Source organism: Parabacteroides chinchillae (genome assembly GCF_900108035.1).
In the GTDB taxonomy this organism is placed as follows: Bacteria; Bacteroidota; Bacteroidia; order Bacteroidales; family Tannerellaceae; genus Parabacteroides; species Parabacteroides chinchillae.
Genome location: NZ_FNVS01000004.1, coordinates 20,955 through 42,747, shown reverse-complemented (window position 1 = coordinate 42,747; position 21,793 = coordinate 20,955). Strand labels below are relative to the sequence as shown.

Below are 21,793 nucleotides of genomic sequence, written 5' to 3'. Positions count from 1 at the left end.
CGGGTGCAAAGATACGGAGTTTTTTGATATATGCAATAGGAGGATGGTTTTTTTTGAAAAATATAGAGAGTAAATGAAAAAAACGTGATGAATATTCTTTTTGCGAAAGGAATCATCACGCTTTTACTATATTAATTTAAGGAATTCCATCCTTGTGCTTTCAGTTCTATTTCTCCGCCGTCGCGCCCGATAAGATAATTGCCTAACTCGGGTTTGGTGATGTGCCCGATTACTTTTATGCCTTTCATCTGTGAAATCTTATCATGTTCGGTTAACGGTACGGTGAATAACAGTTCGTAGTCTTCTCCTCCGTTTAGAGCTGCTGTGACGAGGTTCATGTTGAATTGTTCAGCCATGGCTGCCGTTTGGTAATCGATTGGAATGCGGTCTTCGTAGACCTGGCAGCCTACTTTGCTTTCTTTTGCTATATGCAGCAGTTCGGATGAGAGGCCATCGGAAATATCCATCATGGCAGTGGGTACAATTCCCGCCTGGGCTAGCGCCTTAATGATGTCTTTGCGGGCTTCTGGCTTTAACTGACGTTCCAAAAGATATTCTTTGCCGGCAAAATCGGGCGTGAAATCTTTCTGGCCTTTAAATACGTTTTTCTCACGTTCCAGTAATTGCAAACCCATATAAGCTGCTCCCAGGTCACCTGAAACGCATATCAGGTCGGTTTCTTTGGCACCGTGACGGTAAACCACTTTTCCTTTTTCTCCTTCGCCAATACAGGTGATGCTGATAGCTAACCCGGTCATAGAGGCTGAGGTATCTCCACCAACAAGGTCTACCCCGTAAATGTCGCAAGCCAGTTGGATACCACTGTACAATTCTTCCAGATCTTCTACGCTGAAACGTTTCGAAATGCCGATAGAAACGGTAATTTGCTTGGGTTGCCCGTTCATGGCATATATGTCAGAGAAGTTAACAATGGCAGATTTGTAACCCAGATGTTTGAGGGGTACATAGGTAAGGTCGAAATGGATACCTTCCAACAAAAGGTCGGTAGTTACCAGTGTCTGTTTATCGCCGTATTCTAGTACGGCGGCATCGTCGCCTACTCCTTTTATTGTACTTTCGTTTTTTAACTCGATTTTGTCGGTTAGGTGGCGGATTAAACCGAACTCACCTAAAGAAGATATTTCTGTTTTCTGACTCATATATTATTGTTAACGTAATATGCTGTTTCGTTGAACGGTGATAATGTGTTTTTTTATCATCTCATTAAATACATCCTGTTTGTTTGTACAAAAGTCGATAGTTATGGGCAGGCAATACAAAACTTTTTTCCATTCTTCCGGCAGATGAGGGTTGTTTTGCAAACGGGCCGCATCTTTTTCGGTAACCAGGATAAACTTACCGGCAGATGTCATTTTGTCGAATGCTGCTTTTATCCGTTTAATATCTTTTTTTCTGAAAGAATGATGATCGGCAAACGTCAGTGCAGTTACTTTATCCGAATATTTTTCTGCCTCTTTTATAAAATGTACCGGTGAGGCAATGCCTGCCAGTAATAATATTTCGTCTTCTTTTTGTATGCTGTCTTTGGTTTTCGGCATGGCTTCCGAGGGGAATACCGGTTTGATATCTGCATAATGGATACCGGTGAAGAAAAGCCATTGATGTGCCATCAACTTCATATCTTCTTCAATGATACGAAATTCTATCGGTTTTAATCCTTCGTTGCATTTGGTTACGATAACTACATCGGCACGCCGGATGCTGGTAATAGGTTCACGTAATCGTCCTACAGGCAATAACTTATCGTAATAATACAAACGGTTGTAATCCGTTAATACGATAGATAATGAAGGAGATATGTACCGGTGCTGAAAAGCATCGTCGAGTATTATAACATTAGGCCGCCCTACTTCGGGTAAGGCCAACAGATTCTGTATTCCGCGACGACGATTTGAATCGACAGCTACAAGTATATTGGGAAATTTTGTTTTTATCTGATATGGTTCGTCTCCTATTTCGGCACTGGTGCTTTCCGGTCTGGCCAGTATGTAACCGGACGTTTTCCGTTTATATCCCCGGCTTAGCACTGCCACTTTGTACTGATTGCTGAGTAGTTGGACAAGGTATTCCGTATGCGGGGTTTTTCCCGTACCCCCAGCGGATAGATTGCCGACGCAAATGACAGGTATTGGATATTGTTCTGACGGAAGCAAGCCCCAACTGAATAATTGATTCCTTAATCTTACTCCTAAACCATACAAGAAGGCAAAAGGAGAAAGCAGGTGATTTAGCTTTATTGCATTGTCTGTCGGCATGTTTTAACTATATCGTTTGTATTTTGAGTGTATTTAGGTGCAAATATAGGTAACTTATTATTGATGACCACTTTTTTTACCTGTTATTTGTCTGTTGGGCTATGTTGAAAGCGATTGTTTCAATTTCTTTGTCGTTAAAACATACCTGGTTGAAAACATTGCAAAGCAAATCCGCATTTATCTTATCGAAATCTTTTTTTAAAGGAGTAATGAAAAGTCCGCCTATATCGGCTGCCCCCGGGCTGGACAGAAGATGCTGTTCGCCTTCTGCTTTATATTGCCACGGACGGTGCTGGCGGCGCGGTATGATGATGATAGTCCAGATACCTTTTTCGTAATGGGCGAAAAGATTCATACGCGGTTCTGTTTCATTCGGTTTGATTTCCAGATTACTATATATTTTCCCAAATAAGGATTGGGCGGCATTTAATGTCGCTGCTTTAATAATAAAGCCGTTACGCAGGTAGCCGGATAACAGGAAAAGGGTGCCATCCTTTTCTTCATGGAGTAGGCGGGTAAATTTAATGGGGTAAGCATCCAGTTCGTCGTCCATAGGCATGAAGGAACGGGTGCCTGCCTGAAAATGGGCGTGATCGGGGGCTGAAGCTCCGCATCCCGGACCATTATAAAATACGGTGAAATCATCCAGCCGACGGGCCAATTCCAGAAAATCCAAGAAACGGCATAGAATACTTTGCGGCGTGTGTTCGCGCGAAGGAATAGTGAAATGCTGCGGGAAGATGGGATAAGGATTACTTAATACCAGATAATTGGCGCCGAATGGCAAACGTTCTTGTTCGGCCGGGAGATTATCAGGGCATAAGAAGCATTTGCGCTCTTGTATGGAGGTTGCATCCGTTTTGGCAGCCGATGATACGATACGGGAAGGATTATATTGTACACGTATAGTGAATCCTCCCATGTCGAAAGACTTTATCTGAGCTTTTTCCAGTGCTTTATAGTTGGCTTCAGCCAACGGCCATGTAGCTAATTGTTTAGCCAGTAGTTCGGAGGCCTGCGATGAACTGACCCATGCGTTTGGTTTCATTATTTGCCAGAGTTGAATGTTTCATTATTTGCCAGTTGTAAACGGGCTTCTAATTCCCAGGTTCTTATTTTGTCTTTGTACGTGTTGTAGCTGTTCATCTTCACAATATCGAGGGATGCGTCGGAATTGTCTTCCCAACGGCGGCAAAGGTAAAGGACATCGTAAATCCGTCCTATCTGATATTCCCTGCTTATGCGCAATCCAACGGCATAATCTTCCCCATAACTGGTATTGGGCAGGTTTAGTTTTCGGAGGAGCGGGGTGTAAAAAGCACGTGGTGCACCTAAACCGTTTATACGAAGGGCATTATTGCGCCCGTTTTCCGGTGTCCATTCTTTATGGTCTATGATGCCCGGCGGAATCATTTCCATCCCGAAGTTGGTCATCATATATGTGCCTACTACCATTGCACATTGTTGGGCGTAAAAAGCATCTACTATTTTTTGTAAGGTGTTTTCGTCACTATATACATCATCGCTGTCCAGTTGTACGGCAAACCTGCCGCACAACGGATGATGCACACCCAGATTCCAGCAACCTCCTATGCCCAGGTCATCTCGCCCGGGCAGGATGTGGATTAGCCGTTTGTCGTGCCCGAAACTTCTGATCTTTTCCGTTGTACCATCTGTGGAATGATTGTCTATAACAATGAGGTTGAATGGAAATGATGTCTGTTGTTTTAATACCGAAAGGATCGCATCTTCAATTGTGCGTACCCGGTTGCGTACCGGGATGATAACGGACGCTTCGGTTTCGAAATCGTACTTGCCGAAGTCTATCTTTTTGAAATGTGGCGGCAGATAGGCACCAATCATCTTGAGATGGTCGGTACAGGCTGCTTCCATTTCCAATTGCACGGCTCTGTTTTTCGGATCTACGTAATCAAATATCTTTTCTCCCGATTTACGGAGATCGTTTTCTGCTTCGGTATATAGATATTCGTTGATGTGTACTAACGGGTATTGTTGCGATACTTTGAGGCGCAAGTCATAGAGCCCTGCAAAATGGTAAGTATCGGCCATGCTTGAGACGGAATTTTTTAGCGCGTCGCTTTTGTAGAATAACAGAGAGCCAAAATTAAAATCATCCCGTAAACTTCCCTTTTGGTAGTCGATGACAGGATGAGGTGTCCGTTTGTCTTCCTTTAATTGGTAATAGTCTGAATATACCATACCTGCTCCGGTGTCTTCAGCAATAGCAACGAAACGTTCCAGGGCGAAAAGGCTTGTTTGTAAAGTTCCGGTTTTTGTATAGATCAGCGAATAACCGGTACTGGCATAGCCGGCAATCAGACGTATTGTTTCGGTGCTCCATAATTCGGGAGTAAGTAGGTTATGGCACGGGTGAATCTCTTTTGCATGCGGATCGCTTGTCAATAAATAGATTTTATCTACTAAGGCAGACTGGCTCAATTGGGAAATAGTTTGCCGGGTAGTTTCCGGTTCGCCGTATGGAATAAAGCAGTTAATTTGTGTCATAACCTAATTTTTTCTCTTTACGCAAATATACTTCCTTTCGGAAGAAGTTTCAACCCCTTTCGAAAGAAATTCCATTTTCTTCCGGAAGGGTGTTTTTTTCATCCCGATCATTTTACCAAATCATCCCGATGATTTCAGGAAATGATCGGGATGATTTATTACCTTTGTGAAAAATAGGGTGTGACAGCAAATTAGGTAAAAAAGCTCGTCTTAACCTTCCCTGAATAGTATGGTATGGTATTTAAAAAGAAGAGTTAAGACGAAACTTTTATAAATCTTCAGTTTTAGTTATTGGAAAGGGTAATGTCTTCTACGTGATACACAGCCGACCTGTCAAGCGGCAGATAAACATACATCTTGTTTTTTATATTGATGATAAAGTATTTTTTGTCTTCTATAGCTACGTCTATAATATCTTTGTATATGATCTCTAAACCATTTATTGTGCAACAGGTTGATTTGCAACGTATTTTTACCTGGGGGAAAAAGTTGGTAAAACAAATTTGGTAGTTTTCCAGCATTGTTTTGTAACCCTCTAACGACATAGTTTGCACTGTTTTCATAATTATAGTAATTAAGCGTAAATAAAATTTAGAAAGATTGGTGATTGTCTTGGTTTTCATATGAATATCCAAATCGTCCTTAAGCAACAAAAGGGCGCAGAAACTGAACTTTATCATAGTAAAGGCCTGCAACAGCCCTGGATAAATAAAGTCAGCTCTACACCCCCTTTACTGATTATGTAAACAGGATATGTGTAATAGTTACACATATAACCATTTTGCACGCAAAGGGTTTGCAGAACCTTCTTATATATTCTATCCAAAGTAATGTGTTGCAGTTCTTACCACGAATATATAATATGTTCTACAATCTAAGGTTGTCCGTGTGGCAACCATACCGTTTGCAAAGGTATATAATAATTGCGGATGTGCAAACTTGTCGCTTTTTATATGCTTCTTAACATATAGGTCAGCCTTGTTGTTACCGAAGAAGATAGCTATCTTGATGCCGTCTTTTACAGATATAACCTTACGAACAGTAAGCGCAATTTTAAACTAAAATATTATGAAAGTTCACCTTAGTAATTGCTTGCCGGAGTATCCTTCGTTTGTATCCGGCATTCGTCGGGCACCCGACCGTGGTTATACCTTGACACCTGCACAAACAGAAACAGCATTGAAAAATGCGCTTCGATATATACCGGAGGAATTGCATGCAACGTTGGCCCCCGAGTTTATGGACGAATTGTTGACCCGCGGGCGAATCTATGGTTACCGCTACCGTCCCAAAGGCGATCTGAAAGCTAAACCCGTTGATCAGTATAAAGGCAATTGTCTGGAAGGTAAAGCCTTTCAGGTAATGATTGATAATAACCTCAGTTTTGATATTGCATTGTATCCGTATGAGTTGGTTACTTATGGCGAGACAGGGCAGGTTTGCCAGAACTGGATGCAATATTGTTTGATAAAGCAGTATCTTGAACTTCTTACAACAGAGCAAACTCTGGTTATTGAATCCGGCCATCCGCTGGGGTTATTTAAATCCCGCCCGGATGCACCGCGTGTGGTTATTACCAATGCGATGATGGTTGGCATGTTTGATAACCAAAAAGACTGGCACATTGCCATGCAGATGGGTGTTGCCAATTATGGGCAGATGACGGCCGGAGGCTGGATGTACATCGGGCCGCAAGGCATTGTGCACGGTACATTCAATACATTATTGAATGCAGGACGCCTGAAGCTGAATCTTCCGCCTGCCAAAGATTTACGGGGATATATGTTTGTCTCTTCCGGACTGGGAGGAATGAGCGGTGCACAGCCAAAAGCTGCAGTGATAGCAGGAGCAGCCTGTATTATAGCGGAAGTGGATATATCGCGCATAGAAACCCGCAAAGAGCAAGGCTGGGTAGAGCATGTTACAACAACCCCGAAGGAAGCTTTTCTATTGGCAGGAATGGCTTTGCAGTCTTATAAGCCGGTTTCGGTGGCTTATCATGGAAATATAGTTGATCTGCTGGAATATGCCGAAACTTACCGGTTGCCTATCGACCTGTTGAGTGACCAGACTTCGTGCCATGCCGTTTACGACGGAGGATATTGTCCGGCAGGTATAACGTTTGAAGAGCGTACCTATTTGTTGGCGCATGATCGTGAAAAGTTCCGTTCTTTGGTGGACCAGTCGTTACGCCGTCATTTTGAGGTGATTAAAAAGCTGGTGAGACGAGGTTCCTATTTCTTTGATTATGGAAACTCGTTTATGAAGGCTATTTATGATTCGGGTGTGAAAGAAATTTCCCGGAATGGAGTAGATGAAAAGGGTGGTTTTATCTGGCCTTCATATGTAGAAGACATCATGGGACCTGAATTGTTTGATTATGGTTACGGGCCTTTCCGTTGGGTATGCCTTAGTGGTAAACACGAGGACTTAATCAAAACAGATCAGGCTGCGATGGAATGTATTGATCCTGGCCGGCGAAGCCAGGATATGGATAATTACAATTGGATTCGTGACGCGGAGAAAAATCAATTAGTGGTTGGTACACAGGCGCGTATTTTGTATCAGGATGCAGAAGGCCGCTTGAAAATAGCACTGCGTTTTAATGAAATGGTTCGCGAAGGAGAAATTGGCCCTGTCATGTTGGGGCGGGACCATCACGATGTGAGTGGTACTGATTCACCTTTCCGTGAAACATCAAATATCTATGATGGCAGTAACATAATGGCTGATATGGCTGTGCAATGTTTTGCGGGAAATGCAGCCCGGGGAATGAGCCTGGTTGCTTTGCATAATGGCGGCGGCGTAGGGATCGGTAAAGCTATTAACGGAGGCTTCGGAATGGTTCTTGATGGCAGCAGGCGAGTGGATGAGATACTTCGTTCTGCGATGATCTGGGATGTTATGGGCGGGGTAGCCCGCCGTTCGTGGGCGCGTAATAAGCATGCTGTTTCGACTTGTGCCCTTTTTAATGAAGATCATGAAGACGGCTATCACATAACAATGCCTTATATTCCACAAGATAACTTAATACGCGAAATAGTGAATACATCATTAAACCAAAAGATATGAGTAACTGGAATAAAATTATGGAATGTGTCCCCAACTTCAGTGAGGGCAGGGACATGGCAAAAATAGAAAAGATTGTAGAATCGTTTCGTGCAAAACCGGATGTGAAATTGTTGGATTATAGTAATGATGAAGATCATAACCGTCTGGTTGTAACTGTGGTTGGCGAACCCGAAGCCTTGAAGAAATCTATAATTGAAGCGATTGGTTGTGCTGTTCAACTTATCGACCTGAACAAACATGCCGGACAGCACCCTAGAATGGGGGCGGTGGATGTTGTTCCGTTTATTCCTATTAAAGGTTGCACAATGGAAGATGCCGTTGCTTTATCGAAAGAAGTGGCTCGTGAGGTGTCGTTCCGTTATAACCTGCCTGTCTTTTTATATGAAAAATCGGCTTCGGCTCCGCATCGCGAGAACCTGGCGGCTATTCGTAAAGGTGAATTTGAGGGAATGGCAGAAAAGATAAAACAGCCCGAATGGAAACCTGATTTCGGTCCTGTAGAACGTCATGCTACAGCCGGAGCAGTGGCTATCGGTGCCCGTATGCCGTTGGTTGCCTATAATGTTAATTTAGGGACAAACAAACTGGATATAGCCATCGATATAGCAAAAAAAATTCGTTTTATAGGCGGTGGTCTCCGTTATTGTAAAGCAATGGGGGTGGATCTGCGGGAACGGGGTATCGTACAGGTATCTATAAATATGACAGATTATACCCATACTGCTTTGTATCGTGCCTTTGAACTGGTACGGGTGGAAGCCCGCCGTTATGGTGTACCGGTTATCGGAAGCGAAATTATCGGATTGGTGCCTATGGAGGCATTAATTGATACGGCTTCTTATTACCTGGGATTAGAAAATTTCTCAATAGATCAGGTTCTCGAGTCAAGGATAATGGAATGAGCAGGGAAAGGGAAAAAATACTGATACGGAACGCTTCACAGGTTGTGACCTGTTCCGGTTTTGCCGCTAAAAAAGGAACCGAGATGTCCGATGTCGGTATAATAGAAGATGGTGCGGTTGTGATTGAAAATGGTATTATTACACAGGTAGGGACAACAGAAGAGGTTCTGAAACAATTGGATATTAATGATTACCTGGAGATAGATGCTCGCGGGCGGGCTGTACTTCCCGGTTTTGTGGATAGCCATACCCATTTTGTTTTTGGGGGTTATAGAGAGGAAGAGTTTAGCTGGAGAATGAAGGGAGACAGCTATATGTCGATTATGGAGCGGGGCGGCGGCATTGTAAGTACAATGCAGGCAACGCGCCGTATCCGTTATGATCATTTGTATGATATGGCTTATGACCGCCTTGATACAATGATGGATATGGGAGTGACTACGGTGGAAGGCAAAAGTGGTTACGGGCTGGATTTGTCTACGGAGCTTATTCAGCTGCGGTTGATGAATGAATTGAATGAAGAGCATCCGGTAGATGTGATTCCTACATTTATGGGAGCGCATGCCGTTCCACCCGAATTTAAAGGTAGAACAGACGAATATATAGATTATATAATAGAAACGGTTCTTCCCAGTATTCGGAGTGAGCATTGTGCTGTGTTTTGTGATGTGTTTTGTGAACAAGGCGTTTTCTCGATTGAACAAAGTGAACGGTTGCTGAAGGCAGCCAGAAGTTATCGCCTTAAACTCAAACTTCATGCCGATGAAATAGTTTCTTTAGGTGGTGCCGAACTGGCTGTTAAGATGAAAGCTGTAAGTGCCGATCATCTGTTGCATGTATCTGATGCCGGAATCAAACGCCTGGCCCAGTCGAACACGATTGCTACGTTGTTGCCGTTAACGGCCTTTTCTTTAGGCGAACCTTATGCTCCCGCACGTAAAATGATAGATGCAGGTTGTGCAGTGGCTCTTGCTTCCGATTTTAATCCGGGAAGTTGCTTCTCATGTTCTGTTCCATTGCTGTTTTCTTTAGCCTGCATACAGATGAAAATGTCTCCCGAAGAAGCATTGACGGCTCTGACGATTAATGGAGCTGCTGCCGTAGGCCGTGCTAATAAAATTGGTAGTATTGATGTTGGGAAAAAGGCGGATATGATATTGCTTCAGTTTCCATCGTATAAATTTCTTCCCTATCATGTAGGAATGAATATAGTGGGAACTGTTATTAAAGATGGTATGCTTTATATTGTTTAAAAGCGTGCCTTCTTTGAATCACAATTAAGATTTGACCAGAGATATGTAAGGAGAAGAATAAGATAAATAACTTAAAGATTAAAAGACTATGTTAGCAGACTTGGCAATTAAAGAATTTTTGGCAGAGACGGCCGGTAATGCTCCGGTTCCCGGAGGTGGTAGTATCTCTGCGCTGAACGGAGCTATAGCAACAGCTCTTACGGAAATGGTGGCTAACCTTACGATAGGGAAAAAGAAGTATGCCGAAGTGGAGGGGCAAATGAAAACTATTGCCGTAGAAGCAGCTATGATCCGTGAACGTTTAACTGGTTATATCGATGAAGATAGCGAAGCGTATGACCGTGTTTTTGCCGCCTTTAAACTTCCAAAGGAGACAGAAGCCGAAGTTGCGGAACGTAACCGTGTTATTCAGGACGCGACGAAGGAGGCAGCTCTTGTCCCGATGAAAGTTGCCGAAGAGGTGGGATCGGTGATGGAAACGATAATTTATGTGGCACATAAAGGAAACCGTAATGCGGTAACAGATGCTTGTGTCGCGATGATGACGGCACGCACATGTGTGTTGGGGGCCATATTGAACGTGCGTATTAATCTGTCGTCTATACAGGATGAGGCATTTGTAAAACGAATGACGCAAAAAGCCGATCATCTGGAGGCGGAAGCTATCCGGATTGAAAAGAAGTTGATGGATTGGGTTAAAACGGTATTATGATATGGGGAATGTCTATTATGTGGGTTCGGAGCCGTTGACGTTTGAAGGGATCGAGAAGATACTCACGCAAAATATGAAACTGGAACTATCAGCCGACGTAAAGGATCGCATCCAGCGTTGCCGCGATTATCTGGATCGGAAAATACAACAGGCAGACGAGCCTATTTATGGTATCACGACAGGTTTTGGTTCTTTATGTAATAGGAATATCTCATCAGATGAACTGAGTACGTTGCAGGAGAACCTGGTGAAGAGCCATGCTTGTAGCATAGGCGATGAGGTAAGTCCGGTTATAGTACGCCTGATGATGTTGCTCAAGGCGCATGCCTTGTCGTTGGGGCATAGCGGTGTGCAAGTGATCACGGTACAGCGCATTCTTGATTTCTTCAATAATGATGTTCTGCCTATTGTGTACGACCGCGGATCGCTTGGGGCAAGTGGCGACCTGGCACCGTTGGCGAATTTGTTCCTGCCTCTTATTGGTGTTGGCGATGTCTATTATAAAGGAAGGAAACGTGAAGCAATCAGCGTTTTGGATGAATTTGCCTGGAAGCCTGTCCGTCTGAAAAGCAAGGAGGGGTTGGCGTTACTTAACGGCACGCAGTTTATGAGTGCAAATGGCGTGTTCGCCTTAATGCGTGCCTTCAGTGTTTCCAGGCGCGCCGATTTGATTGCGGCTCTTTCCCTTGAAGCATTCGACGGCAGGATAGATCCTTTTATGGATTGTATTCAGCAGATGCGTCCGCACCAGGGGCAGATCGAGACGGGTACGGCTTTTCGCAAGTTGTTGGAAGGTAGTGAATTGATTAGCCGGAAGAAAGAACATGTACAAGATCCGTATTCGTTCCGTTGTATTCCGCAGGTGCATGGTGCAACAAAAGATGCAATTCGATATGTTTCCGGCGTACTGCTTACCGAAATTAATTCGGTGACGGATAATCCTACTATTTTCCCTGAGGAAGATAAGATCATTTCCGGTGGCAATTTTCACGGACAACCGCTTGCTATCTCTTATGACTTCCTTGCTATAGCATTGGCCGAACTCGGTAATATTTCCGAACGTCGTGTGGCGCAGCTAATTATGGGATTGCGCGGTTTACCCGAATTCCTTGTGGCTAATCCGGGATTGAATTCCGGGTTTATGATTCCGCAATATGCCGCCGCCAGTATGGTGAGCCAGAATAAGATGTATTGTTATGCTGCCAGTAGCGACTCTATTGTTTCCAGTAACGGACAGGAAGACCATGTGAGTATGGGCGCTAATGCAGCCACGAAACTATTCAAAGTTATGGATAACCTCGATCATATTTTGGCTATCGAACTGATGAATGCGGCACAAGGTATCGAGTTTCGTCGTCCGGCTAAAACATCGCCTGTTTTGGAGAAATACTTGAAACAGTACCGTAAGGAGGTTCCCTTTATAGACGAGGATATTATAATGTATACCGAGATACATCGTACGGTGGCGTTTATCCGCCGGAATGATTGTACGTATTGATCCATTCCAAAGAGTTTGGAGTTATGCCTCCAAACTCTTTGGAGTTGTGCTTGCAGAGTGTTGAGAGTTATGCTTCCAAACTCTTTAGAGTTATGCTTGCAGAGTGTTGAGAGTTATAACTCAGGACCCTTTAGAGTTATGCTAGCAAGGTCTTTGAAGTTATAACTCCAAAGTGTTTGGAATTATATATGGGTATTTTTCCTCTTATATCGGGGAAAAGTGCCTGCAAAAGAGGTTATTTCCTTGTAACCTGTACCCGCTGCGTGGGGGCAAGGTTTTCGTTGCGGAAATTGATCTGTTCAACAATATTTTCAGCCAGCCGGCGGAAAGCGTTTCCGGTGATGCTATCCGGGTTCAATGCTACCGGTTCGCCGTTATCTCCGCCTTCGCAGATGCTTTGCACAATAGGTATTTGTCCGAGTAGTGGAACATTCAGTTGTTCGGCCAGGCGTTTGCCGCCTTCTTTGCCAAACAGGTAGTATTTATTTTCCGGCAGTTCGGCCGGCGTAAACCATGACATATTCTCTATCAATCCCAGTACAGGCACATTAATCTTCTCGCCCATGAACATACTGATACCTTTACGTGCATCGGCCAGTGCTACTTCCTGTGGAGTGGAAACAACGACTGCTCCTGTAATAGCCAGTGTTTGCACCATTGTAAGGTGAATATCACTTGTTCCGGGCGGCAGGTCGATTAAAAAATAGTCCAACTCTCCCCAGTTTGCATCTGCAATCAATTGTTTTAAAGCGTTGCTTGCCATGGCACCGCGCCAAAGTACGGCATCCTCCTTGTTTACGAAGAAACCGATTGAAAGAAGCTTGACACCGTAATTCTCTGCCGGCTGGATCAACTCGCGTCCACCTACTTCTTCCAATACCGGGCGGGCGTCTTCAACATGAAACATTTTAGGTTGTGATGGACCGAAAATATCGGCATCCAGCAATCCTACCTTATAGCCAAGTCCGGCTAATGCTACTGCTAAGTTGGCAGCTACCGTACTTTTACCAACGCCACCTTTGCCGGAAGAAACGGCAATGATATTCTTCACCTGCGGTAAAAGCTTGTCCGGTTCGGGACGTGCTACCTGGCGGGTGATAACTTTGATGTTGCCTTTGATGTCTACATCCTTATCTACATAAGTGAGGATTGCTGTCTCGGCTGCTTTTACAACGGATTTGATAAACGGGTCGCTCGGTTTTTCAAACAAAAGTGAAAAGCTCACTTTGTTGCCTTCGATGCGGATGTTGTCTTCCACCATTCCCATATCCACCAGATTCTTTCCGGTTCCGGGATAACGCACGGTGGCGAGTGCGTCCATAATCAGTTTAGGATATATTGCCATAGCTTCTATGTTGTATTTTATTCTTAACTACTTATCTGCTTTTTTTCTTCCTCATTTTCCCGATGCCAGCGCACTGCGTTTACTACGGTTGAAACTGCGGTACGGATCGTATTCGATTTCTACGTCCGGTTCAATGAGATTCGCCCGTTCTTCACAAACAAATTTGATATATTTGATGTTCAGTCCACGATCCAGCCATTGTTGTTCGTAATAAGTCTGGATGGAAAGGATTTCGTCGGCCAGACCGGAATGGTAAAGGTCGTCTGTGGAGAACAATACCGGATAGTGGTTGGCTTTTACCATTTCACAGGTATAGGTATACATAAAGTTGCTGTCCGTTTTGAGGTGAACAATCCCATCGCCTGACAGAATTTCGCGATACATTTTCATGAACCGTGTAGAAGTAAGCCGTTTGTTTACTTTCTTCATTTGCGGATCAGGGAAGGTAAGCCATATCTCTGCTACTTCTCCGGGGGCAAAGAAGTGGGCTATCAGTTCGATGCTGGTGCGTAGAAAAGCTACGTTTGTCATTCCGTCCTCCAGGGATTCCTTTGCGCCGGTCCACATACGTGCCCCTTTTATATCTACACCGATAAAGTTTTTGTTTGGGAAGAGTTTGCCCAAACCAACCGTATATTCGCCTTTGCCGCAACCCAATTCCAGTACAATCGGATTATTATTATTGAAGAACCGCTCATGCCAATGCCCTTTCAGGTCAAATCCTTTTTCCTGAAGCGTGGCAAACGGATATTGAAAGACATGCGGATAACCCGCCATGTCGTCAAACTTTGCTAATTTATTCTTTCCCATGCTGCAAAGATATTACAATCTCTCCATCTTAGCAACGAACTGGCCGAAGAAGATATCCCGGTAATTTCTTTGGATAGAAATGAAAACAGGAAGTAAAGCTATTCTATCGGTTTCCCCGTACTGTCGAAGTTTATTTTTGTTCCATCGCTTAGTTTGAATACAAATCCTTCCCATGATAGATACTGAATGCCTATATCTTTGGGATAGGTATAGCGAACGTATGTATATGCCTTGTCGTAAGGAGCAGGGCTATGTTGTTGTCCGTCGTAGTTACCATCCGCATCATATTGGAGATAGTAATTACCGATGAGGTTTATATAATAACCGTTTTCATCACGGCGAATAGCTGTGATGTATTTCTTGATCCTGCTGTCGGTAAGAATCTTTTCGGGAACAAGTGCAAGCAGTTTTGTTGTGAATGGATAACCGTGTCCGTCTATCAGGTCCCATTGTAATGTTTTGTCCAAACGGAAGTCGAAACCATTCGGGAGCCGAACGTGATAATAAGGGTCTGCTACATGTGCAGGAACGGTGAGCCTGTAGTTGCTTTCTGATTCGAAGTAGGTATCTATGAATTCTTTAACTTCCTTTTGATGCAAGTCGGTAGGAGGTATTACTTCTGTGGTATAAGTTTTGATGTCGGTGCGACTGGTTCCTATCTCGTACAGTGTTTCATTTTTTTTGTAGATAGTGACCAACTTGGTTATACTTGCTACTTCTTTTCGAATTTTTTCCGGTAAAATGTTGATAAGATCAAGTGGAAGCGAATTGTCAGTTTCATTGGAAAGGCTGGTTATGTATTTCCAGTTGCCATCCACATCAAACCATGCTTTGTAACCTTTGTCTAATGATATCCGGTATTTATAGACCGATGTTTCATTAGCTTGCTGGTCTACTGTGACATATTTGTAACCTGCACCTATGAAATATTCTTTGATAAAGGATTGAATGCCTGGGGGAAGAGAAGAATATCCTTCCTGACCTAGTTCTTCTCCAAGATAGAACTCTTCACTGAATGCCACTGTTTTTTCGTTATCTAATGTGGCAAACTGCCCATAATCGGTACGGGTAATGCTTTTTATACGGTTTGTTTGATAAACAGTATTTGTATAGTGTACCATTTCTTGAAAATGCTTACTTATTCCTTCCGGTGTTTGTTCGCCTGGAATATTGATTAGTTTCCACCCACCGTTTTCATCAAAGCAGATTGCAACATCATCGGGATAGGTTACCCGGAAACTGTAATTATTTTCTTCTTTACTTGCTTTTTCTACCAGGACAGGTTCTTGGTTGGGGAAGATATCAAGCAGGAAGTAACCAGCCTTGGAAGGCAGTTCGCTCAGTGAAATTTTGTTTGGGTTTGCTTCGTTGTCTTTTGTACATCCGCTTAAAGTTAACATGGTGAGTGCAGAAAATAAAAGGCACAATATTAAATAGATAGGTTTCATCAAATTCTATTTTAAGATTATTGGCGGTAAAAATATGAATCCTTTTTTTATACATGAAGCTATAATCGTTAATTAAGGCTAACTTAATCGTATTGTAATAAAAAAGAGATACCCCGAATGAAGTATCTCTTTTTCTAAAGCTCTTCCTCTTGGACTTGAACCAAGGACCCTCTGATTAACAGTCAGATGCTCTAACCAACTGAGCTAAGGAAGAAAATATGTCTTTCAGTCTTTCCCGATGTCTTTTTGAGCTCTTCCTCTTGGACTTGAACCAAGGACCCTCTGATTAACAGTCAGATGCTCTAACCAACTGAGCTAAGGAAGAATATGTTTTTCAGTCTTTCCCGATGTCTTTTTGAGCTCTTCCTCTTGGACTTGAACCAAGGACCCTCTGATTAACAGTCAGATGCTCTAACCAACTGAGCTAAGGAAGAATTTTATTGCATCTTCCGGAGTATAACTTGTACCCCTTCTGAAATTGCACTGCAAAAGTAGAGGATGTTTTTGAAATATGCAATATATTTGCAGAAAAAAATGAAAAAATGAATACGATCGGTTTAGGAAATGCATTGGTAGATGTACTGTTGAAATTAGATAATGATAATGTACTCAGTGAAATAGGAATTAAGAAGGGAGCGATGGATATGATAGATCAGCAACAAATGCTTGCTATTCGTAAGGCTCAGGAACACTTGGAAAGAAGCCAGGCTCCCGGCGGTTCGGTTTGCAATACTATGCGTGCCATGGCCTTTTTGGATGCAAAGACTGGTTTTATTGGTAAAATCGGTTCAGACTCCGTAGGTAAATTTTATGAAAAGGCATTGGAAGAAGCCGGTGTAACTCCATACTTTATTAAGGTAGACGGTGTGTCCGGCAGTTGTACTGTTCTGATATCTTCTGATGGCGAACGTACTATGGGTACGTTTCTTGGCCCGGCAGCAACTATTACTCCCGATGAAATCAGTGAAGAAATACTTTCCGGATATCAATGTATATATATAGAAGGCTATTTGTTAGTGAATGAACCTTTGGTTCGCACCACTATGCAAAAGGCAAAAAAGCTAGGTTTAAAGGTCGCTTTGGACTTGTCTAATTTTAATATTGTAAATGCCTTTAAAGGTTTCCTTGAAGATATTATACCTAAATATGTGGACATCCTGTTTTCAAACGAACCGGAGGCTGAAGCTTATACAGGGCTGAAAGCATGTGATGCAGTGAAGGTACTTTCCGAAATGGTAGACGTTTCTATTGTAACTTTAGGTAAAGAAGGCGCTATTGTAGGCTGTAAAGGACAGTTTTTCACAGTTCCGGCCGAAGGAGGAAAGCCGCTTGATACAACGGGAGCCGGTGACAACTTTGCTGCCGGGTTCCTGTATGGTTGTTCTGTTGGGGCAACTTTGGAACAATCCGCACGCATAGGGTCTATGCTGGCCGGATATGTTATTGATGTGGTTGGCCCACAAATACCGATGGATAAATGGGAACAAATAAAGTTAAAAGTAAAAGCAATATTGGCATAAGACGCTGTATTATGCATACATTTACATCGTTAATTAACTAAATAATTCTATGTGTAGACTGATTCAACGAAAGAGAATTATAGGATTGCTAAGCTTGCTACTCATTGCCGGAAGTATATTTCCGGGGCAGGCACAGAATGATAATCGTTTTGAAGTAAGTAAGAATCTTGATATTTTCAATGCTCTTGTGAAAGAGATGGAGATGTTTTATGTAGATTCTGTGGATATAGATAAAACAGTTCGCCGCGGTATAGATGCGATGTTGGGTGGCTTGGATCCATACACCGAGTATATTCCCGAACAGGAAATGGAAGGATTGAAGCTTATTACTACGGGCGAATATGGTGGTATAGGGTCTTATATACGTCAGCGTGATAAAGACGGAGGCGTAATTATTGTTGAGCCGTTTGAAGGAATGCCGGCGGCATTGGCCGGACTGAAAGCGGGCGACCGTATTTTGGCAATAGATACGATAGATGTCTCTAAAGCTACGAATGATAAAGTAAGCGAATTGTTGAAGGGCGTTCCCAATACAAAAATTACATTAACCATTCAGCGTCCGGGCGAAAAGAAACCCCGCAAGATCGATATCGTGCGTAAACAGGTTGTTGTAGACCAGGTTACCTATTATGGAGTTCGCAACGATAGTGTAGGTTATATCTACTTGAAAGGTTTTACAGACAAGAGTGCTCAGGAAGTGAAGGCTGCTTTTGAAGATTTACGGAAGAACCATAACATCAAATCCCTGATAATCGATTTACGTAATAATGGCGGCGGTGTATTGGAATCTGCAGTTCAGATAGTAAGCCTGTTTGTACCGAAAGGCAGCGAAGTAATCTCTACGAAAGGCAAGATAAAACAATGGGATCGTACTTATCGTACTTCGAGCGAGCCTTTGGATACGGTAATGCCTCTGGCTGTTTTGATTAATGGCAACTCGGCTTCGGCATCAGAAATCGTTTCGGGTTCTTTGCAGGATTTGGACCGTGCCGTATTGATTGGTCAGCGCTCTTTTGGAAAAGGTCTGGTTCAGACTACCCGTGATTTGCCTTATGATGGCAAGTTAAAGGTGACTATGAGCAAATATTATATACCAAGCGGCCGTTGTATTCAGCAGTTAGACTATACGCACCGTAAAGAAGACGGTAGTGTGAACGCTATTCCTGATAGTTTGACTTCTGTGTTTTATACATCCAAAGGCCGTCCGGTCCGTGATGGCGGTGGCGTTCGTCCGGAATTTGAAATGAAAGAAAAGAAAATACCTTCATTGATGTATTATCTGGCGGCAGACTATGTTCTGTTTGATTTTATAACAGATTGGGTACAGAAACATAAGACTATTGCACCAGTAGAAGAATTTGTGGTTACGGATGAAGATTATGAAGCTCTGAAGCAATATGCAAAGGAGAAGAATTTTACATACGACCGACAGAGTGAAAAAGCATTGAAGAGTCTGAAAGAAATAGCAGAGTTTGAAGGCTATCTGGATGGCGACTCTACCACTCTTAAAGCGTTGGAAGAGCAGTTGACTCCGAATCTTGATAGGGATTTTGACCGTAACAAGGATGAAATCAAGAAGTTGATGGCAGCAGAGATTGTAAAGCGTTACTATTATCAGAGAGGCGAGTTGCTGCAAAACCTGAAAGAGGATGAAGTCCTGGATAAAGCATTGGAGGTTCTTGCCGATCATGAGTTATATACTAAAACATTGAGTGCTCCGGAGAAGGAGAAAGAAACACCTGCGGAGAAATAAAAGCTGTTCCGTCGGATAACGATATACCGGAGAGGGCTGAATGACAATCAAAGTTATTCAGCCCTCTCTCTTTATGTTTTTCAAAAGTCATAACTATGAGTTTCAGGAATCATAACTATGAGTTCACGAATCGGTAGTTAAAGTAGTTATCAGTCACCTTACGCTGACTTAGCAGTCAGGCAGAAATAGCCTGTTGTTCTTAACTTCAAACCAATACTTGCCTTTATACGACATCGGTTCAAGGGTTATACCCGGATAATAAATTACTTGCTTGATGTTTTAAACTTTACATGTATAACCACCAGTTCCGATTGTGTGCCAACCCGGTAAGGAGGACCGGCTATTCCTATGCCCGAAGATACGTAAAATTGAGTCGGTCCTTTCCGGTAGTAACCGTAAGCACATTCATATACGAATTTCAATACGAGAGGATAAGGCCATAGTTGGCCGTTGTGTGTATGCCCATGTAGTCCCAGGTCGGCTCCATTCATTTCCATTTCTGCAAACGACCAGGGTTGATGGTCTAAGACAATGACAGGTTTATTTTTATCCACTCCTTTTATAAGTGCCTGCAGAGGTTTGCGTTTCTTGTTTATATTGTCATCACGGCCAATCAGATAGAACGAAGAATCGGGCATGGCTATAGAATCGATAAGCAATGTAGCTCCTGTTTTTTTCAGCCAGCGGTATTTGGCATTACGGTTGGCTCGATATTCGTGGTTACCATAAACAATGTAGACTCCTAGTGGAGCTTTTAACTGTTGTAGATCTTCTTCTATATGCGCTTTTTCGGCAAAACGGGATTCGTAGTCTATAACGTCACCCACAATGACGACCATGTCCGGATGTTGGGCATTGCTGAGTGCTACATATTTTTGTACAAGTTTTTTGCCTATTACTTCACCGATATGCAGGTCGCTCATCATAACGATAGTAAGACTGTCCCGGTTATTTCCTGCTTTTTTGTCTAATGTTACATAGACGTTCTTTACAACCGGATTTTGTACTTTATGGTAAGCATGGAACATAAGAGCAGCGACGCCTATAAGTATGATAAAGAAAAGAGAAAGCTTGGTCTGTTTCCAGTATGTTGTAACTATTTTAGGAAACCAATGCCGCCAATGGTTAGAGAGTCGCAAGACTTCCAATGTTAATAAAGATAAGGTGATATAGATCATCGAGATGTACCATGTATTACAATAATATTGAATGGCAATCATCAGATCGTCCGGTAGTTCATTCCGGAAGAAAAAACCGAAAAGGTAAACGGCCAGCTCTATTATGAAGAAGAGGGTATATGGTATCCGCCAACTTTTCCTGGCTGGTATGGCCTGATATCCCCGCCAAAAGATATATGGATTTAGTAATAGCTGTGCTACTATAGACTGGATGAATACTTTCATGTCGTTCTTATTTGAATGTAATATTGAATACTACAAGCTCGCTGTCTGTTCCGATTCTGAAAGGCGGTCCCCAAAGCGATAAACCGGAGGAAACATAAAAATGAGTATTCTTTATCTGTTTGTAACCGTAACTTAATTCAAACAAATGGTCGGTAACAAGGTTCATAGGCCATATTTGCCCCCGGTGTGTATGGCCACTGAATTGCAAATCGACATTAGTGGAAGCTGTTTTGTCCAATTCGTAAGGCTGGTGGTCCAGCAAAAGAACCGGTTTTGTAGGATTGGTTGTGTGAATCAGTTCTTCAATCGGTTTTCTGTTTTTGTTATGCCGGTCGTCTCTTCCTGCAATTTGGATGCCATTGGGTAGTGTGACAATACTATCCTGCAGAAATACGATAGGAGTTGTCTGAACAAATGCTTTACTTTCTGTTATACCGCTTATATATTCATGGTTGCCCGGAACCATATAAATGCCGTAAGGCGCATTTAGCCGGGACAGTTCTTCATGCATTTGTTCGGAATACAGAGGAACTACACTATTATCTATCAAGTCGCCTCCAATTAAAATAAGGTCGGGTTTCTGGTCGTTTATTAACTTTACATATTTTTGAAGCATATCTTTGTCAGTTGCATATCCCAGGTGAATATCGCTGACGGTAACCACTTTTAATTGCTTTTCCTCACTGTTTACCGGTTTGTTGATAATTATGTTGATAACTTTTATATCCGGATGTTGATAATTATAATATCCATATCCCAATAGGCTGAGTGTTAATCCGATTGCTAAATAAAATGCTCCCCGTACCCGGATGTGGAAAAGCCGTAGCAAATCGCAGATTCCTAACAGTATTACCATATATAAGGTAAACACTAACCAGCCGTTTCCTATTTCCTGCATTGTGTGGGCAAGGAAATCCGGCATAGCTACGTTTCGTAACAGGAAGCTGGAGAAAAAGGATAATGCACATCCCCAAAAGATGATGGATAGTAATACTTTAACTCCGGTTGATTGGGCTTTTAACGTATTTTTCCCCCAAGTGAATATATATAGATTACCTAATAGGTATAATGCTATAATAATGATAAAGAAAGTAGGCATCTCGTCTATTTTTCGGCAAAAGTAAGAATTATTACCAGATAGTCTGATATATTATTTACAAAGATGCATTTTGACCTGCCGTATAGGATAACCTACCGGATTGTTCATCATTGGAATTTGATTATCCGATAATTTTAGTAGTTTCGACATTCGTTTCATAAGCCGTATGTGTTGAT

The 21,793-nt window shown here is 42.7% G+C and carries 17 protein-coding genes and 3 tRNA genes; 7 read left to right on the top strand and 13 right to left on the bottom strand.

Features of this window, described 5'->3' with window-relative positions:
• Nucleotides 1-131: 131 nt before the first annotated feature.
• From thiL to C4S38_RS04215, 5 genes are all read right to left on the bottom strand, one after another.
• Nucleotides 132-1,160 carry a thiamine-phosphate kinase gene (gene thiL, locus C4S38_RS04235; RefSeq protein ID WP_099464371.1) on the bottom strand — a complete coding sequence of 343 codons (1,029 nt, stop codon included), beginning with the start codon at nt 1,158-1,160 and terminating at the stop codon, nt 132-134.
• A 9-nt stretch (nt 1,161-1,169) separates the two neighbouring features.
• Complete coding sequence (gene lpxK / locus C4S38_RS04230; protein WP_099464370.1) at nt 1,170-2,276, bottom strand: tetraacyldisaccharide 4'-kinase; 1,107 nt, start codon at nt 2,274-2,276, stop codon at nt 1,170-1,172.
• Nucleotides 2,277-2,352: 76 nt separating this feature from the next.
• The gene (locus C4S38_RS04225) at nt 2,353-3,324 is read right to left on the bottom strand and encodes a DUF4922 domain-containing protein (protein WP_103982683.1); all 972 of its coding nucleotides are present in this window, start codon (nt 3,322-3,324) and stop codon (nt 2,353-2,355) included.
• Entirely contained in the window at nt 3,324-4,802 is a 1,479-nt protein-coding gene (locus C4S38_RS04220; protein WP_103982682.1) for a glycosyltransferase family 2 protein, read from the bottom strand. The genes C4S38_RS04225 and C4S38_RS04220 overlap by 1 nt, the downstream gene beginning before the upstream one ends.
• A gap of 284 nt (nt 4,803-5,086) precedes the next feature.
• Nucleotides 5,087-5,365 carry a hypothetical protein gene (locus C4S38_RS04215; RefSeq protein ID WP_146059446.1) on the bottom strand — a complete coding sequence of 93 codons (279 nt, stop codon included), beginning with the start codon at nt 5,363-5,365 and terminating at the stop codon, nt 5,087-5,089.
• Between the two features lie 505 nt (nt 5,366-5,870).
• Here C4S38_RS04215 and C4S38_RS04210 point away from each other — a divergent pair.
• The 5 genes from C4S38_RS04210 to hutH all read left to right on the top strand — a co-directional run bounded on the left by C4S38_RS04210 (nt 5,871) and on the right by hutH (nt 12,239).
• Complete coding sequence (locus C4S38_RS04210) at nt 5,871-7,874, top strand: urocanate hydratase (RefSeq protein ID WP_103982680.1); 2,004 nt, start codon at nt 5,871-5,873, stop codon at nt 7,872-7,874.
• Complete coding sequence (gene ftcD, locus C4S38_RS04205) at nt 7,871-8,776, top strand: glutamate formimidoyltransferase (RefSeq protein WP_103982679.1); 906 nt, start codon at nt 7,871-7,873, stop codon at nt 8,774-8,776. The genes C4S38_RS04210 and ftcD overlap by 4 nt, the downstream gene beginning before the upstream one ends.
• Nucleotides 8,773-10,029, top strand: coding sequence for an imidazolonepropionase (hutI, locus tag C4S38_RS04200; protein WP_103982678.1), 1,257 nt, complete (start codon nt 8,773-8,775; stop codon nt 10,027-10,029). The genes ftcD and hutI overlap by 4 nt, the downstream gene beginning before the upstream one ends.
• An 88-nt stretch (nt 10,030-10,117) precedes the next feature.
• A complete protein-coding gene (locus C4S38_RS04195; RefSeq protein ID WP_103982677.1) occupies nt 10,118-10,741 on the top strand; it encodes a cyclodeaminase/cyclohydrolase family protein in 624 nt (207 codons plus the stop codon).
• A gap of 1 nt (nt 10,742) precedes the next feature.
• A complete protein-coding gene (gene hutH / locus C4S38_RS04190) occupies nt 10,743-12,239 on the top strand; it encodes a histidine ammonia-lyase (RefSeq protein WP_103982676.1) in 1,497 nt (498 codons plus the stop codon).
• A 235-nt stretch (nt 12,240-12,474) separates the two neighbouring features.
• Here the strand turns inward: hutH and C4S38_RS04185 are convergent, their stop codons facing one another.
• The 6 genes from C4S38_RS04185 to C4S38_RS04160 form a co-directional block, all read right to left on the bottom strand.
• Nucleotides 12,475-13,584 (bottom strand): Mrp/NBP35 family ATP-binding protein, encoded by a 1,110-nt coding sequence (locus C4S38_RS04185; RefSeq protein ID WP_103982675.1) that lies wholly within the window; start codon nt 13,582-13,584, stop codon nt 12,475-12,477.
• A gap of 51 nt (nt 13,585-13,635) precedes the next feature.
• A complete protein-coding gene (trmB, locus tag C4S38_RS04180; RefSeq protein ID WP_103982674.1) occupies nt 13,636-14,394 on the bottom strand; it encodes a tRNA (guanosine(46)-N7)-methyltransferase TrmB in 759 nt (252 codons plus the stop codon).
• Between the two features lie 98 nt (nt 14,395-14,492).
• Nucleotides 14,493-15,842 carry a PepSY-like domain-containing protein gene (locus C4S38_RS04175; protein ID WP_103982673.1) on the bottom strand — a complete coding sequence of 450 codons (1,350 nt, stop codon included), beginning with the start codon at nt 15,840-15,842 and terminating at the stop codon, nt 14,493-14,495.
• 140 nt (nt 15,843-15,982) lie between these two features.
• A tRNA-Asn gene (locus tag C4S38_RS04170) sits at nt 15,983-16,056 on the bottom strand.
• Nucleotides 16,057-16,093: 37 nt separating this feature from the next.
• Nucleotides 16,094-16,167: transfer RNA gene (locus tag C4S38_RS04165), tRNA-Asn, on the bottom strand.
• 35 nt (nt 16,168-16,202) lie between these two features.
• Nucleotides 16,203-16,276: transfer RNA gene (locus tag C4S38_RS04160), tRNA-Asn, on the bottom strand.
• Between the two features lie 108 nt (nt 16,277-16,384).
• Here C4S38_RS04160 and C4S38_RS04155 point away from each other — a divergent pair.
• Both C4S38_RS04155 and C4S38_RS04150 read left to right on the top strand, forming a co-directional pair.
• A complete protein-coding gene (locus C4S38_RS04155) occupies nt 16,385-17,362 on the top strand; it encodes an adenosine kinase (RefSeq protein ID WP_103982672.1) in 978 nt (325 codons plus the stop codon).
• A 49-nt stretch (nt 17,363-17,411) separates the two neighbouring features.
• The gene (locus tag C4S38_RS04150) at nt 17,412-19,115 is read left to right on the top strand and encodes a S41 family peptidase (protein ID WP_103982671.1); all 1,704 of its coding nucleotides are present in this window, start codon (nt 17,412-17,414) and stop codon (nt 19,113-19,115) included.
• Between the two features lie 263 nt (nt 19,116-19,378).
• Here C4S38_RS04150 and C4S38_RS04145 read toward each other — a convergent pair whose 3' ends face one another.
• Both C4S38_RS04145 and C4S38_RS04140 read right to left on the bottom strand, forming a co-directional pair.
• On the bottom strand, nt 19,379-20,518 hold the full coding sequence (locus C4S38_RS04145; RefSeq protein WP_103982670.1) for a metallophosphoesterase: 1,140 nt from the start codon (nt 20,516-20,518) through the stop codon (nt 19,379-19,381).
• A 7-nt stretch (nt 20,519-20,525) separates the two neighbouring features.
• Nucleotides 20,526-21,617 carry a metallophosphoesterase gene (locus tag C4S38_RS04140; protein WP_103982669.1) on the bottom strand — a complete coding sequence of 364 codons (1,092 nt, stop codon included), beginning with the start codon at nt 21,615-21,617 and terminating at the stop codon, nt 20,526-20,528.
• Between the last annotated feature and the right edge of the window lie 176 nt (nt 21,618-21,793).